This is a genomic window from Streptomyces sp. NPDC050528 (assembly GCF_044457795.1).
Classification (GTDB): domain Bacteria; phylum Actinomycetota; class Actinomycetes; order Streptomycetales; family Streptomycetaceae; genus Streptomyces.
This window is the reverse complement of sequence record NZ_JBITHH010000013.1, coordinates 160348-174157: the sequence shown is the minus strand read 5'-3', so window position 1 is coordinate 174157 and position 13810 is coordinate 160348. Positions and strand designations below refer to the sequence as shown.

Here is a 13810-nt window from a genome sequence, read left to right as displayed (position 1 = left end):
GTTCCCAAATGATCGACTACGGGAGAGATCCATGCCGGAGACCACCCCTGCGGGCCTCACCAGGCTCGCCTTCGGTGGGGACTACAACCCCGAGCAGTGGCCGGAGAGCGTCTGGCAGGAGGACGTCCGGCTGATGCGCGAGGCCGGCGTCACCATGGTGAGCGTCGGGATCTTCTCCTGGGCGCTGCTGGAACCCGAGCAGGGTGTGTACGACTTCGGCTGGCTGGACCGGATCATCGGCCTGCTGCACGAGAACGGCATCCGCGTCGATCTCGGCACGCCCACCGTCTCGCCGCCCGCCTGGTTCTACCGCGCCCACCCCGAGGCCCTGCCCGTCACCGCCGACGGCACCCGCTACGAGTTCGGCTCCCGCGGCGCGATCTGCCACAGCAACGCCGACTACCGCGCCGCCGCCGCGAACATCACCACCCAGCTCGCCGAGCGCTACGGCGACCACCCCGCCCTCGCGCTGTGGCACGTCTTCAACGAGTACGGCGTCCCCGTCTCCGCCTGCTACTGCGACTCCTGCGCCGCCCACTTCCGCCGCTGGCTGACCACGACATACCAGACCGTCGACGGCGTCAACGAGGCCTGGGGAACGGCCTTTTGGGGCCAGCGCTACGGAGACCTCAGCCAGATCAACCCGCCGCGCCTCACCCCGACCGCCGTCAACCCGGCCCAGGCGCTGGACTACACGCGGTTCGCCGACGCCACGATGCGCGAGAACTTCGTCGCGGAACGGGACATCCTCCACCGCCTCTCGCCCGGCATCCCGGTGACCACCAACTTCATGGCCGCCCTCAGCCAGTGCGAGTCCGTCGACTACTGGGCCTGGGGCCGCGAGGTCGACCTCGTCACCAACGACCACTACCTCATCACCGACGGCCGCCGCACCCACGTCAACCTCGCGATGGCCGCCGACCTCACCCGCTCCGTCGCGGGCGGCGCCCCCTGGCTGCTCCTCGAACACTCCACCTCGGGTGTCAACTGGCAGCCCCGCAACCCCGCCAAGGCCCCCGGCCAGATGGCCCGCAACGCCCTCTCCCACGTGGCGCGCGGCTCGGACGGCGCGATGTTCTTCCAGTGGCGCCAGTCCCGGCGCGGCGCCGAGAAGTTCCACTCCGCGATGCTCCCGCACGGCGGCACCGAGACCCGGGTCTGGCGCGAGGTCGTCGAACTCGGCGCGTCCGTCGAGGAGTTGGGCGAAATACGCGGCACCCGCACGCAGGCCGACGTGGCCGTCGTATGGGACTGGCACTCGTGGTGGGCGCAGAAACTGGCGTGGCGCCCGAGTGAGGACCACGACGCCCGCGAGCGCGCCGACGCGTTCTACGAGGCCCTGTACGACCGCCACTTGACGGTCGACTTCGCTCATCCGGAAGCCGACTTGTCGGCCTATCCCCTTGTCGTCGTACCGGCGCTGTATCTGATGACGGAGGCGGCCGGCCGCAACCTGAAGCAGTACGTCGAGAACGGCGGCACCCTCGTCGTCTCGTACTTCTCCGGCATCGTCGACGAGCACGACGCCGTCCACGAGGGCCCTTACCCCGGCGCGCTGCGGGACGTACTCGGCCTGACCGTCGAGGAGTTCTCGCCGCTCCTGGCCGACCAGCGGGTGCGCATCACCGGACCCGACGGCTCCGAACTCACCGGCGACGTCTGGACCGAGTTCGTCGTCCCGGACGGCGCCGAGACCGTGTGGACGTACGCCGAGGGCCTCACTGCCGACCACACGGCCGTCACCCGGCACCGCCTCGGCGAGGGCACCGCCTGGTACGTGTCGACCCGCCTCGACGCCCACGGCCTGGACGCCCTGCTCGGCTGGGCGACCGAGGACGCCCGGATCACCCCGCGCGCCGACCTGCCGTACGACGTCGAAGTCGTGCGCAGGGAAGGCGAGTTCGGCAGTTTCCTCTTCGCGATCAACCACAGCGCCTCGGACGTCAAGGTGCAACTCGGCGCCGACGGGACGGAGTTGCTGACCGGCGAACGTGCCGCGGGCGGCCTCGCGGTCCCCGCCGGAGCCGTGCGGGTCGTGCGACTCGACGGCTGACCCGACCCCCCTCCGCCCGCGCGAGCCGTGAGCCGCGGGTGGAGGGGATCTCCTTCGTCGCCTGCCGCGCGTGCGGTTCTGTTCGGCTACGGCGGTGTGGTTCGGTCAACACCGGTCCCGGGAGCCGGTGTTCCGTCCCAGCGGTGCGATCGTGCCTCGCCCGTCGCCCCACGCCCCAGGGCCGTTCGGCCCCCTCGAACAGGACCGTTCGGTCCCGGACAAGGGCCACCGAGTCCGGGACGTGGCGGACCGTGCTGCGGGAGAGTGGGAGGACGCGGCAAGCGGCGCGCAGAACGGAGGGTCACGCCATGCTGAGGACTCCGACAGGCCAGCGACGGTTGGACATCCTGGAGTGGCTGAGAGATCCGGCCACCCACTTCCCGGGCCATCGGTACGTCCCCGAGGCCGGAATCACCTCGGAGGCGGTGGCGGCCAAGCTGGGCGTGTCCCGCCAGGTCGCCGACACGCACCTCGAACTCCTTGTGTCCCTGGGGCTGTTGCGTGCTCGGCGGGTCCGGCTGCGCACCTACTACCGGCGCGACGAGGTCCGTATCGCCGAGGTGGCCCGGATGTTCGAGAAGGGCTGGTAGCCCTGCCTTTCCGGTGGTCTCCGGCGAGCGGGGTCTCACACCTTGTCCTGCTCGGAGCGCGTCGGCGGTTCCTCCGGTTCGGTGGTCACCGGGTCCTGTGGCGCTTCCGGTTCCGTGCGGAACGCCGCCGCGTCCGGGTCTCCGAACCGCTCGCACAGCAGCCTGCCCACCAGCGCGCCGCCGTAGAGCACGAAGCCCACGCCGACCAGCCAGGACTCCACGACCAGGACTGTGCCGACCGGGCCGTAGCTGACCGCGTTGGTGACCAGGAGCGGGGTGAACACCAGGTACGAGAACCAGCGCAGGCCGACCAGGCCCGCCATCGTGGCGAGGGCGCCCGGGAGGAGATAGCGCCAGGGCACGCGGTGATTGAGCAGGAAGTGCGGGCCCCACCAGAAGAACAACAGGCCGGCCGCCATGCTGAGCAGGATGCGCGGTGTGCCCTCCAGGACGTTGCGGGTCTGCACCTGCGCGTACAGGTAGCCCATCAGCATGACCAGCCAGACGAGTTGACGCCAGATGCGGTGCCAGGGGGCGCCGGTCGGAAGCCACACGTGCTCGTAACCGCTCTGCACACTCGACGCGAAGGACAGGCCGAACAGTGCGAGCAGCGCCACGCTCCACGCACTCGTGGTGCCGATGACCTTGCGGGGCGGGGTGAAGACATCCGTGAGCGCGCGGGCGGACCGGCCGGACAGATCCATGCCGTCCACGAGCCACAGCGCGAACCCGCCGTGCCCGAGCGGATCGGCCGCGGCGACCACGATCAGCAGGGGCGCGAGGGTGACCAGGGCGAGTGTCGCGAACCCCATGGCCCGGTGCAGCAGCTCCAACTCCCGCCCGCGCCGGTTGAGTTCGGCGAGCCCCAGCCCTTGCCACACCGCGCGCACGCGTCTCACCGCGGACGTCCCGCACGGTGGGTGGCCGACCGTGACATGAGGGCCCCCTTCTCGCCGACCGGCAGCGGGAATCGGGTCACCAGCAATACGCTCGGCAAACGTGGCCGGGTGCCGCGACGACCGGGATGCGCAGCAGATGACCGGGAAGAAGAGCAAGCGTACGCGCGCCTGCTCGAACCGTGGAGGCTTTCATGGACCGACCCGATGACCGTCCCGACGCCCTGCTCGCCCGTCGTTACATCGCGATCGGCGGCAGCGGCCCGGAGGACGTGGTCGCCGACGCCCGCGGCCGGGTGCTGACCGGCGTCGAGGACGGCCGCATCCTCCGCCTCGACGGACTGCTCGACCCCGAGGCGGTCCGGGTGGAGACCCTCGCCGACACCGGCGGCAGGCCGCTCGGCCTCGAACTCCTCCCGGACGACGGCCTGTTGGTGTGCGACGCGGAACGGGGGCTGCTGCGCGTCGACTTGACGGACGGAACCGTACGCGTCCTCGCCGACTCGGTGGCGGGTGAGCCGCTGCGGGGCGGCAGCAACGTGGTCGCGCTGTCGGACGGCAGTGTGTACTTCACCGTCTTCAGCCTCCGTTACCCGATCGAGCGGTGGATCGGCGACATCGTCGAACACACCGGCACGGGACGGCTGTTGCGCCTCGCACCCGGCGCCGACAGCCCCGAAGTCCTCCTGGACGGACTCCAGTTCGCCAACGGGCTCGCCCCGAGCGCCGACGAGTCCTTTCTGGTCGTCGTGGAAACCGGCGTCCGCCGTCTGACCCGCTACTGGCTCACCGGACCGAAGGCGGGCCGGAGTGAGCCCTTCGTCGAGGACCTCCCCGGAATGCCCGACAACCTCTGGCGCGCCGGCCCGGACGGGCCGATCTGGGTGGCGCTGGCGGGCCCGCGCGTCGCGCCGCTCGAACTCCTCCACCAGGCCCCACCCGCCGTACGGCAGGCCGCGGCCCGTGTCGCCGTGCACATGCCCTTCCGCCCCACCGGCACGATCGGAGCCATGGCGTTCGACGACGACGGAACCGTCGTCCATCACCTCGCCGCGCGCGGCTCGTCGTACCGGATGGCCACCAGCGTGTGCGAGGCCGCCGGGCACCTGGTGCTGGGCAGTGTGTGGGAGCGCGGGATCGCGTTGTGCGAGCCGCCCGTCCCGAAGTGACCCCGGCGAGTCCCCGGCGTTACCCTGATGCCCGGCCGTGATCAGCTCTCGCGGCGCGGCGGTGGGGCCCGCCGTACCCGAACCGCGGCAGAGGTGCCGCCAACGGTCCCTACTTGTAGTGGCGTGCGCCCCCAGGGCCCCCGACGAGTAGGAGACGTACGGCCCATGACAGCTCCCGAAGCCGAGAGCCTGCGTGCCCGGACCGAGGTCCCGCGCCCGTCCGTCTGGCGCGGTCAGGGACCCGTCGTCGCGGTGGTCGCGGTCGGCGGCGCGATCGGGGCCGTAGCGCGGTACGCGGCCTCGCTGTGGTGGCCCGCGCAGAGCGGTGGCTTCCCGTGGGCCACCTTCGGGATCAATGTCGTCGGGTGCGCCGTGATAGGCGTGTTCATGGTCGTCATCACCGAGGTGTGGGCCGCGCACCGGCTGGTGCGGCCGTTCTTCGGTACCGGGGTGCTCGGCGGGTTCACGACCTTCTCCACGTACGCCGTCGACATCCAGAAACTGGTCGACGCGGGCCATGCCCGCACCGCGCTGGCCTATCTCGCCGCGACCCTGCTCGCGGCCCTCGCGGCGGTCTGGCTCGGAGTGACGGCGGCCCGGCGTGTCCTGAAGCGGAGGCAGCGATGACCAGGCTGACCGGCAGTGCCCTGCGGGTGACGATCTTCATCGGCGAGAACGACACCTGGCACCACAAGCCCCTCTACACGGAGATCGTCCACCGGGCGCACGCCGCCGGTCTTGCCGGTGCCAGCGTTTTCCGGGGCATCGAGGGCTTCGGCGCCTCCTCCCTGATCCACACCACACGGCTGCTGTCGCTGAGCGAGGACCTGCCGGTGGCGATCGTGATCGTGGACACCGAGGAACTCGTACGGGCCTTTCTGCCGCAGCTCGACGAACTGGTCACCGAGGGACTCGTGATCCTGGACGACTGCGAGGTCATCCGGTACGTGGGCCGCGCGGACGGGCCCGGCGAAACGGGCGCGAAGGGTAAGAGGTCGTTGTGAACTGGGTGTTGGTCGTCGCGGGCGCCATGGTCGGTGCCCCGCTCCGCTATCTCACCGACCGTGTTGTGCAGATGAGACACGACTCCGTTTTTCCCTGGGGCACCTTCGCGGTGAACGTCACCGGCTGTCTGATTCTCGGTGTGCTGACCGGTGCGGTGTCCGCCGGCGCGGCGGGTTCGCAGCTCCAACTCCTCGTCGGGACAGGCCTGTGCGGGGCCCTGACGACGTACTCGACCTTCTCGTACGAGACACTGCGGCTGACCGAGACGGGCGCGGGGCTCTACGCTGCCGCCAATGTCGTCGGCAGCGTGACGGCGGGCCTCGGTGCGGCATTTGCCGGGGTGTCGATCGCGCAGGCCCTGTGGGCGTAAGAGATCGGGCGGATCCCGCGCCCGGGTTGGACCGCCCCCGGCGCTATTGTCTACAGCACTGTCGACCAACTCCCAAGAACTGGATCTCATGAGCGTCATCAGCGTCGGTCAGGCCGCCGTCCTCGGAGTCGTCGAGGGGGTGACCGAGTTCCTTCCGGTCTCCTCGACCGGCCATCTGAAGATCGTCGAGGGGCTGATGAAGATCCCCGTGGACGACGATTCCGTCGTCGCGTTCTCGGCCGTCATCCAGGTCGGCGCCATCGCCGCCGTGCTCCTGTACTTCTTCAAGGACATCGTGCGGATCGTGACCGCGTGGGGCCGTGGCCTGCGCAATCGCGAGGAGCGCTATCACCACGACTACAAGTTCGCCTGGTGGGTGATCTACGCGACGATCCCGATCGTGATCGTGGGCCTCGCCGCGAAGCCGCTCATCGACGGGCCGCTCGGCTCGCTGTGGGTGGTCGCCGCCTCGCTGATCGTCGGCAGTGGTGTCATGTGGTGCGCCGACCAGATGGGCCGGCACAAGCGCGGTGAGGACGACACCACCTTCAAGGACGCGATGCTGGTGGGCAGTTCACAGATCCTGGCGCTGCTCTTCCCCGGCTTCTCGCGCTCCGGCGCCACCATGTCCACCGGTCTCATCCTCGACCTGGACCGCGTCGCCGCGACCCGGCTGTCCTTCTTCCTCGGCATCCCGGCGCTGACCGGCGCCGGCATCTACGAGCTGAAGGACGCCCTGGGCGCGGGCGTGGGCGCCGCCCCGCTGGCCGTCGGCACGATCGTGTCCTTCGTGGTGGCCTACGCCTCCATCGCCTGGCTGCTGAAGTTCGTCGCGAAGCACTCCTTCAACGCGTTCGTGATCTACCGGATCATCATCGGCCTTCTGCTGTTCGGGCTGCTCGGCACGGGTGTGCTCAACAGCTGACACCGGTCGGCAGTGGGCGGACGATCATCGCAGCGGGCGTGAAGCCGGATTTTCAGGCTTCACGCCCGCTGAATTTTTCTTTTCCGATCGCTTGACAGCACTGTCCCGTCACCCGCAGGATCACGTCCGTGAACCTGTCAGACAGCCAGACAGGTGGAGTCGGGCCGCGGCGCGTCAGCGCCATGGAAGCGGTGCTCGTCCACCTCCGCGGCGCCATCGAACGCGGCGACTACGCCATCGGGGACAAGCTGCCCTCCGAGGCGGAGCTGTGCCGCACCCTGGAGATCAGCAGGCCCGTGCTCCGCGAGGCCTTGCGGGCCCTGCAGACCATGGGCCTGACCGTCTCCAAGACCGGCAAGGGCACCTTCGTGGTGGCCAACGCCGTGGAGGACCCCACCTTCGGCGACTACGCGGCCAGTGACCTGCTGGAAGTGCGCCGCCACGTCGAGATCCCGGTCGCCGGGTACGCGGCGCTGCGCCGCACCTCGGAGAACCTGGACCACCTGGCCCACCTCCTGGACCGCATGGAACGGGAGACGGACACCACCGCGTGGGTCGCGATGGACACGCTCTTCCACCTCGCGGTTGCGGAGGCCGCCCAGAACCCGGTGTTCCGCCGGGTCATCGAGGAGATCCGCGACGCACTGGCCCGCCAGTCCGCGTTCCTCAACGAACTCGGCGGCCGGCGCGAGCAGTCCAACCGCGAGCACCGGGCGATCGTCGAGGCGCTGATCGACGGCAGCGAGCCGGACGCCGTCGAGGCCATGTCCCACCACCTCGACCGGGTCGAGACGACCCTCACCGACATCGTGCGCCCCGCGCGCACGGACACCCCCACGGAAGGCGGACCCGAGGCGTGAGCGAGCAGTCCCTGCACGGCAGCGAGCAGTCCCGGCGCGATGGCGTGCAGTCCCAGCGCGATGGCGTGCAGAAACGATCCGGCCATGTCGACGCCGGAGACGCCGGCTACAGCAAGTCCCTGAAGTCCCGGCACGTCAACATGATCGCCATCGGCGGCGCGATCGGCACCGGCCTGTTCCTGGGCGCGGGCGGCCGCCTCGCCGACGCCGGCCCCTCCCTCTTCATCGCGTACGCGGTCTGCGGCCTCTTCGCCTTCCTCGTCGTCCGCGCACTGGGCGAACTCGTCCTCTACCGGCCCTCGTCCGGCGCCTTCGTGTCGTACGCCCGGGAATTCCTCGGCGAGAAGGGCGCGTACGTAGCGGGCTGGATGTACTTCCTGAACTGGGCCACCACCGGCATCGCCGACATCACCGCGGTGGCCGTCTACACCCACTACTGGAGCATGTTCTCCGACATCCCCCAGTGGGTGATCGCGCTGATAGCCCTGGCCGTGGTCCTCACGGTCAACCTGATCTCGGTGAAGATGTTCGGCGAGCTGGAGTTCTGGTTCGCGATCATCAAGGTCAGCGCGCTCGTCGTCTTCATGCTGATCGGCATCTTCCTGCTGGTCACCCAGCACCAGGTCGACGGCCACACCCCCGGCCCGTCCCTGATCACCGACAACGGCGGCATCTTCCCCAACGGCCTGCTGCCCATGCTCCTGATCATCCAGGGTGTCGTCTTCGCCTACGCCTCCGTCGAGCTGGTCGGCGTCGCCGCCGGCGAGACGGAGAACCCCGAGAAGATCATGCCGAAGGCGATCAACTCGATCATGTGGCGCGTCGGCCTCTTCTACGTCGGCTCGGTGGTCCTGCTGTCGATGCTGCTGCCGTGGAACAAGTACAGCGCGGGCCAGAGCCCCTTCGTGACCGTGCTGTCGAACATCGGTATCCCGGCGGCCGGCGGCGTCATGAACCTCGTCGTCCTCACCGCGGCCATGTCCTCGCTGAACTCCGGCCTCTACTCCACCGGCCGCATCCTCCGCTCCATGGCGATGTCCGGCTCGGCCCCCAAGTTCACCTCGGTGATGAGCCGCAGCCAGGTCCCCTACGGCGGGATCCTGCTCACCAGCGGCATCTGCGTCCTCGGCGTCGGCCTCAACTTCGTGGTCCCGGCGGACGCGTTCGAGATCGTCCTCAACTTCGCGGCGATCGGCATCCTCTCCACCTGGGGCATGATCATGCTCTGTCACTTCCTCTTCTGGCGGAAGACCGAGAAGGGCGAACTGACCCGCCCCGGCTACCGGTTGCCGGGTTCCCCCTGGACCGAACTCGTGACGCTGGCCTTCCTCGCCTCCGTCCTGGTCCTCATGTACGCCGACGGCGGCGCCGGACGCACCACCGTGCTGTGCCTGCCGCTGATCGCCGCCGCGCTCGTCGCCGGATGGTTCGCCGTCCGCCGCCGCGTGGCCAGCACGTCCTCCACCGCACCCGACGCGTGAGACCCACGTCGTCCCGACCCTGACAGGCAGTGATGTTCAGCAGTTCCCTCGCGGACCCACCCCTCATCCGTGAACCCCTCCACGCACCCGTCGCCCACCTGATCCGCGGCGGAATGATCGAGGGCATCCACTACGGCTCGGTCGTCGTCCTCGATGCCGACGGCCAGGTCCAGCTTCAGATCGGTGACATCGAGGCGGCGTTCTATCCGCGGTCGGCGATCAAGCCCGTGCAGGCCGTTGCCATGGTGCGGGCGGGGTTGCCGCTCGACGGTGAGCTGCTGTCGCTGGCCGCGGCGAGTCACTCCGGCGAGGAGCGGCACCTCGCCGGGACGCGGCGCATCCTCGAACTCGCCGGGCTCACGGAGTCCGATCTGCGCAACGTTCCTGACCTCCCGTTCGATCCGGTCGTGCGGGATGTCTGGGTGCGGGAGGGGCGGGCGCCGTCGCGGCTTGCGCAGAACTGTTCCGGGAAGCATGCGGCGATGCTCTACGTGTCGAAGCTCAACGGGTGGTCCCTGGACGACTATCTCTCTCCTGAACATCCGCTGCAGCAGGCCATCGCGGAGATCGTCGAGGATCTCACCGGGCAGCGGATTGCTCGGGTGACCGTTGATGGGTGCGGGGCTCCTCTGTTCTCCATCTCCCTGCATGGGCTTGCCCGGGCTGTTGCTCGGATTACTACCGCTGCGCCGGGGACGCCCGAGGCGCGTGTCGCTGATGCGATGCGTGACTATGCGGAGATGGCGTCCGGGGCGGGGCGCGATGTGGCGGCGTTGATGCGGGCCGTGCCTGGGTTGTTGGCCAAGGACGGGTTCGAGGGTGTCGAGGTTGCCGCGTTGCCTGATGGGCGGGCTGTTGCCGTGAAGGTCTCGGACGGGGCGAATCGGGCGCGGGTTCCTGTGGCTGCGGCTGCGCTTGTGCGGGCCGGGGTTGAGGAGGGGCTGCTTGCCGAGTTTGCGGGGGAGCCGTTGCTTGGTGGCGGGGAGCCGGTTGGTTGTGTTCGGCCTGTGCGGGCTTTGGACCCGGTGTCGCCGTTGTCTGCGTGTGCGTAGTTCGGTCGTGGGGTCTCTGCGGGTCCGTTGTGGCTGGTCGCGCCCACGCGGCGGAGCCGCAAATCGACACAGCCCCGCGCCCCTAAAAACAAAAAGCAGCTGAACGATGTTGGAAGGAACCCATGACTGCCGTCAGCCGTCGCGAACATGATCTGCTCGGAGACCGGGATGTACCCGCCTCTGCCTACTGGGGTGTTCACACCCTGCGGGCCACGGAGAACTTCCCCATCACCGGGGCGCCGATCTCCATCTATCCGCACTTGATCAATGCGCTGGCCGCCGTCAAGGAGGCCGCTGCTCTCGCCAATGAGGAGTTGGGGCTGCTCTCGTCGGAGAAGGCGGGTGCCATTGTCGCCGCCTGTCGGGAGATTCGGGGCGGGAAGCTGCATGACCAGTTCGTGGTGGACGTGGTGCAGGGTGGGGCCGGGACCTCTACCAACATGAACGCCAACGAGGTTGTCGCGAACCGGGCGTTGGAGTTGCTGGGGCACGGCAAGGGTGAGTATCAGTTCCTGCATCCGAACGAGGACGTCAACCTGGGGCAGTCCACCAATGACGTGTATCCGACGGCGGTCAAGGTAGCGACAGTCTTTGCCGTGCAGGGACTGCTCACGTCGATGGCTGTACTGCAGGACGCCTTTGCCCGTAAGGCTGTTGAGTTCCGTGATGTGCTCAAGATGGGCCGTACACAGTTGCAGGACGCGGTGCCGATGACGCTCGGTCAAGAGTTCTCGGCGTATGCGGTCATGATTGACGAGGATCGTCAACGTCTTGACGAGGCTGTCCAGTTGATCCATGAGATCAACCTGGGGGCCACGGCCATCGGGACTGGGCTCAATGCACCTGCTGGATACGCGGAGTCGGCTCGGCGGCATCTCTCGGAGATCACCGGGCTGCCGTTGGTGACGGCGGCCAATCTGGTCGAGGCCACGCAGGACTGTGGGGCGTTCGTGCAGATGTCGGGGGTGCTCAAGCGCGTCGCGGTCAAGCTGTCGAAGAGCTGCAACGATCTGCGGCTGTTGTCCTCGGGGCCGCGTGCGGGGCTCGGGGAGATCAACCTGCCGCCGGTGCAGGCCGGTTCGAGCATCATGCCGGGCAAGGTCAACCCGGTGATCCCCGAGGTCGTCAACCAGGTCGCCTTCGAGGTGATCGGCAACGACGTCACCATCACGATGGCCGCCGAGGCCGGACAGCTCCAGCTCAACGCGTTCGAGCCGATCATCCTGCACTCGCTGTCGGAGAGCATTACGCATCTGAGCGCCGCTTGCGTCACGCTCGCCGAACGGTGCGTGGACGGCATCACCGCCAACACGGAGGCGCTGCGCGCGAGCGTGGAGAACTCCATCGGGCTGGTCACCGCGCTGAACCCGCACATCGGGTACACGGCCGCCACCGACATCGCCAAGGAGGCCCTCGCCACCGGCCGGGGTGTGGCCGAACTCGTCCTGGAGAAGGGGCTGTTGCCCGCCGAGACCCTTGCGGCCCTGCTGCGGCCCGAGGTCCTGGCCGGCAGTGGTCCCGTGGCCGTCTGATCCGCGTCGTCCGACATGCGAGCGCGCACCAGGACCGGCCCGGAGGCACAATGGTGATCATGTCCCCATCCATGGCCTTCCAGCCGGTCCTGGAGCGCATCGCCGGTGAGATCGAGCGGACCCCCGGCCGCGGCCGGCCCGCCGACTACATCCCGGCGCTCGCCGCCTGCGACCCGCGCCGCTTCGGCATGGCCGTCGCGGAGCTGGACGGCACGGTGTACGGCGTGGGGGACTGGCGGCAGCCGTTCTCCACGCAGTCCATCACCAAGGTCTTCACCCTCGCCCTCGACCTGGCCCGCGAGGGCGACGAGCTGTGGGAGCACGTGGGCCGCGAGCCCTCCGGCAACCCCTTCAACTCCCTTGTCCAGCTGGAGTACGAGAGCGGTATCCCGCGCAACCCGTTCATCAACGCGGGCGCGCTCGTCGTCACCGACCGCCTCCAGACCCGTACCGGAGACGCCGCCGGTGAGCTGCTCGCGTTCCTGCGTGCGGAGAGCGGGAACCCGTCCCTCGGTTTCGACAAGGACGTCGCCGCCTCCGAGTCCGCGAACGGTGACCGCAACGCGGCCCTCGCCCACTTCATGAAGTCCTACGGCAACATCGACAACGAGGTGCCCGTCCTCCTGGACCAGTACTTCCGGCAGTGCTCGATCGAGGCGTCCTGCGCCGATCTCGCCCTCGCCGCAGGGTTCCTGGCCCGGCACGGCATTCGCGCCGACGGTTCCCGGCTGCTCAGCCTCACGCAGGCCAAACAGGTCAACGCGGTGATGCTGACGTGCGGGACGTACGACGCGGCGGGCGAGTTCGCCTACCGGGTGGGGCTGCCCGGCAAGAGCGGGGTGGGCGGCGGGATCATCGCGATCGTCCCGGGCCGGTGCACGCTCGCCGTGTGGAGCCCGGGACTCGACGAACGGGGGAACTCGGTGGCCGGGGTCGCCGCCCTCGACCGGTTCACGACCCTGACGGGTGTGTCGGTGTTCTGAGCGTCGTCAGCCCAGGAACTCGGTGAGCAGGGGCAGCAGCACCTTCCGCCGCATGACCTCCATGTGCGTGGTGCCGGGCAGCACGGCGAGCTGTGCGTCGGGGATCAGCCGGTGCATCTCGGCGAGGTGCTCGATGCGGAAGAAGTCCGTGTCGCCGATGACAAGGAGCGTGGGCGCGCTGAGCGTGCGCAGGTCGTCGGCGGTCCAGGGCAGCGGGGCGTTCGCCGCCGCCGAGCACTTGGCGAAGAAGTCCTGGAAGTGCTCGGGGTGCGGTGCGACGGCCGCGTAGGCGTCGGCCATCTCCTGGAAGTCCGCCTGGCTGGGCAGCCGGGGCGAGTTGAAGTCGGGGGCGCGGACCTCGTCGTGGAAGCCGTCCTGGGAGTACGCGACGGCGGCCGGTACGAGTCGTCCGACCCGCTCCGGGTACCGGACCGCGATCTCCAGCGCGACCAGCCCACCGAGGCTGAACCCGATGAAGTCGGCCTGCGGGACGCCGAGTTCGTCGAGCAGTGCCACCACGTCGGAGGCCAGGTCCGGGATCGTCATGGCCCGGTCGGTGTCGGGGGTGTGGCCGTGGCCCTGGAGCTCGGGGGCGATCACGTACCGCTCGGCGGACAGCGCGGGCAGCATCGTCCCGAAGGCCAGCCCGACGGTTTGGACACCGCCGTGCAGCAGCACCAGCGGGCGCCGGTCCTCGCGTTCGGTGCCATGGATCTCGTAGTACATCTCCTGGCCGTTCACCTTGGTGCGGGCGGAGCTGGTCGGCACGGTCATCACGTCACGTCCGTTCTGCGGAAGTCGGTCATGAGGGGAGACCGGTCGCGGACAGAGAAATCATCGGTACCTGGGCCCGATCACACGGAGGTCACGCGCAGTCCGCCGCGCGGAGAGCGG

Annotated in this window: 14 protein-coding genes; 12 read left to right on the top strand and 2 right to left on the bottom strand. The window is 69.2% G+C overall.

Translation table 11 applies throughout. From position 1 onward, the window contains the following. The first annotated feature begins 31 nt into the window (after window positions 1–31). Both ACIBK4_RS38110 and ACIBK4_RS38105 read left to right on the top strand, forming a co-directional pair. Window positions 32–2053, top strand: a complete 2022-nt coding sequence (locus ACIBK4_RS38110; protein ID WP_399002523.1) for a beta-galactosidase — start codon at window positions 32–34, stop codon at window positions 2051–2053. 308 nt (window positions 2054–2361) lie between these two features. Further along, the gene (locus tag ACIBK4_RS38105; RefSeq protein ID WP_399002521.1) at window positions 2362–2643 is read left to right on the top strand and encodes an ArsR family transcriptional regulator; all 282 of its coding nucleotides are present in this window, start codon (window positions 2362–2364) and stop codon (window positions 2641–2643) included. Window positions 2644–2678: 35 nt separating this feature from the next. Here the strand turns inward: ACIBK4_RS38105 and ACIBK4_RS38100 are convergent, their stop codons facing one another. Then, window positions 2679–3542: a ribonuclease BN gene (locus ACIBK4_RS38100; protein WP_399002519.1), complete on the bottom strand. Its 864-nt coding sequence runs from the start codon at window positions 3540–3542 to the stop codon at window positions 2679–2681. Between the two features lie 191 nt (window positions 3543–3733). On the opposite strand from ACIBK4_RS38100, the gene ACIBK4_RS38095 reads away from it, so the two are divergent. The 10 genes from ACIBK4_RS38095 to ACIBK4_RS38050 all read left to right on the top strand — a co-directional run bounded on the left by ACIBK4_RS38095 (window position 3734) and on the right by ACIBK4_RS38050 (window position 12916). Beyond that, complete coding sequence (locus ACIBK4_RS38095) at window positions 3734–4708, top strand: SMP-30/gluconolactonase/LRE family protein (protein WP_399002517.1); 975 nt, start codon at window positions 3734–3736, stop codon at window positions 4706–4708. Window positions 4709–4873: 165 nt separating this feature from the next. Then, complete coding sequence (crcB, locus tag ACIBK4_RS38090; protein WP_399002515.1) at window positions 4874–5335, top strand: fluoride efflux transporter CrcB; 462 nt, start codon at window positions 4874–4876, stop codon at window positions 5333–5335. After that, a complete protein-coding gene (locus ACIBK4_RS38085; RefSeq protein WP_399002513.1) occupies window positions 5332–5712 on the top strand; it encodes a DUF190 domain-containing protein in 381 nt (126 codons plus the stop codon). The genes crcB (ACIBK4_RS38090) and ACIBK4_RS38085 overlap by 4 nt, the downstream gene beginning before the upstream one ends. Then, complete coding sequence (gene crcB / locus ACIBK4_RS38080; protein ID WP_399002511.1) at window positions 5709–6083, top strand: fluoride efflux transporter CrcB; 375 nt, start codon at window positions 5709–5711, stop codon at window positions 6081–6083. Before ACIBK4_RS38085 ends, crcB (ACIBK4_RS38080) begins: the two co-directional genes overlap by 4 nt. An 88-nt stretch (window positions 6084–6171) precedes the next feature. After that, on the top strand, window positions 6172–7008 hold the full coding sequence (locus ACIBK4_RS38075; protein ID WP_033278611.1) for an undecaprenyl-diphosphate phosphatase: 837 nt from the start codon (window positions 6172–6174) through the stop codon (window positions 7006–7008). 182 nt (window positions 7009–7190) lie between these two features. Then, complete coding sequence (locus ACIBK4_RS38070) at window positions 7191–7868, top strand: FadR/GntR family transcriptional regulator (protein ID WP_399002935.1); 678 nt, start codon at window positions 7191–7193, stop codon at window positions 7866–7868. Continuing rightward, complete coding sequence (locus ACIBK4_RS38065; RefSeq protein WP_399002508.1) at window positions 7865–9349, top strand: amino acid permease; 1485 nt, start codon at window positions 7865–7867, stop codon at window positions 9347–9349. Before ACIBK4_RS38070 ends, ACIBK4_RS38065 begins: the two co-directional genes overlap by 4 nt. 32 nt (window positions 9350–9381) lie before the next feature. Further along, on the top strand, window positions 9382–10401 hold the full coding sequence (locus ACIBK4_RS38060) for an asparaginase (RefSeq protein ID WP_399002933.1): 1020 nt from the start codon (window positions 9382–9384) through the stop codon (window positions 10399–10401). 122 nt (window positions 10402–10523) lie between these two features. Continuing rightward, entirely contained in the window at window positions 10524–11933 is a 1410-nt protein-coding gene (gene aspA / locus ACIBK4_RS38055) for an aspartate ammonia-lyase (protein WP_399002506.1), read from the top strand. Between the two features lie 50 nt (window positions 11934–11983). After that, entirely contained in the window at window positions 11984–12916 is a 933-nt protein-coding gene (locus ACIBK4_RS38050) for a glutaminase (RefSeq protein WP_399002504.1), read from the top strand. A gap of 6 nt (window positions 12917–12922) precedes the next feature. On the opposite strand, the gene ACIBK4_RS38045 is transcribed toward ACIBK4_RS38050, so the two are convergent. Further along, the gene (locus ACIBK4_RS38045; RefSeq protein WP_399002502.1) at window positions 12923–13690 is read right to left on the bottom strand and encodes an alpha/beta fold hydrolase; all 768 of its coding nucleotides are present in this window, start codon (window positions 13688–13690) and stop codon (window positions 12923–12925) included. Window positions 13691–13810: the final 120 nt, after the last annotated feature.

Excerpts from the sequence above, each read along its gene's own strand:
- ACIBK4_RS38110 (WP_399002523.1), top strand. The coding sequence starts at position 32 with ATGCCGGAGACCACCCCTGCGGGCCTCACCAGGCTCGCCTTCGGTGGG.
- ACIBK4_RS38105 (WP_399002521.1), top strand. The coding sequence starts at position 2,362 with ATGCTGAGGACTCCGACAGGCCAGCGACGGTTGGACATCCTGGAGTGG.
- ACIBK4_RS38095 (WP_399002517.1), top strand. The coding sequence starts at position 3,734 with ATGGACCGACCCGATGACCGTCCCGACGCCCTGCTCGCCCGTCGTTAC.
- crcB (WP_399002515.1), top strand. The coding sequence starts at position 4,874 with ATGACAGCTCCCGAAGCCGAGAGCCTGCGTGCCCGGACCGAGGTCCCG.
- ACIBK4_RS38085 (WP_399002513.1), top strand. The coding sequence starts at position 5,332 with ATGACCAGGCTGACCGGCAGTGCCCTGCGGGTGACGATCTTCATCGGC.
- ACIBK4_RS38075 (WP_033278611.1), top strand. The coding sequence starts at position 6,172 with ATGAGCGTCATCAGCGTCGGTCAGGCCGCCGTCCTCGGAGTCGTCGAG.
- ACIBK4_RS38070 (WP_399002935.1), top strand. The coding sequence starts at position 7,191 with ATGGAAGCGGTGCTCGTCCACCTCCGCGGCGCCATCGAACGCGGCGAC.
- ACIBK4_RS38060 (WP_399002933.1), top strand. The coding sequence starts at position 9,382 with ATGTTCAGCAGTTCCCTCGCGGACCCACCCCTCATCCGTGAACCCCTC.
- aspA (WP_399002506.1), top strand. The coding sequence starts at position 10,524 with ATGACTGCCGTCAGCCGTCGCGAACATGATCTGCTCGGAGACCGGGAT.
- ACIBK4_RS38050 (WP_399002504.1), top strand. The coding sequence starts at position 11,984 with ATGGTGATCATGTCCCCATCCATGGCCTTCCAGCCGGTCCTGGAGCGC.
- ACIBK4_RS38045 (WP_399002502.1), bottom strand. The coding sequence starts at position 13,690 with ATGACCGTGCCGACCAGCTCCGCCCGCACCAAGGTGAACGGCCAGGAG.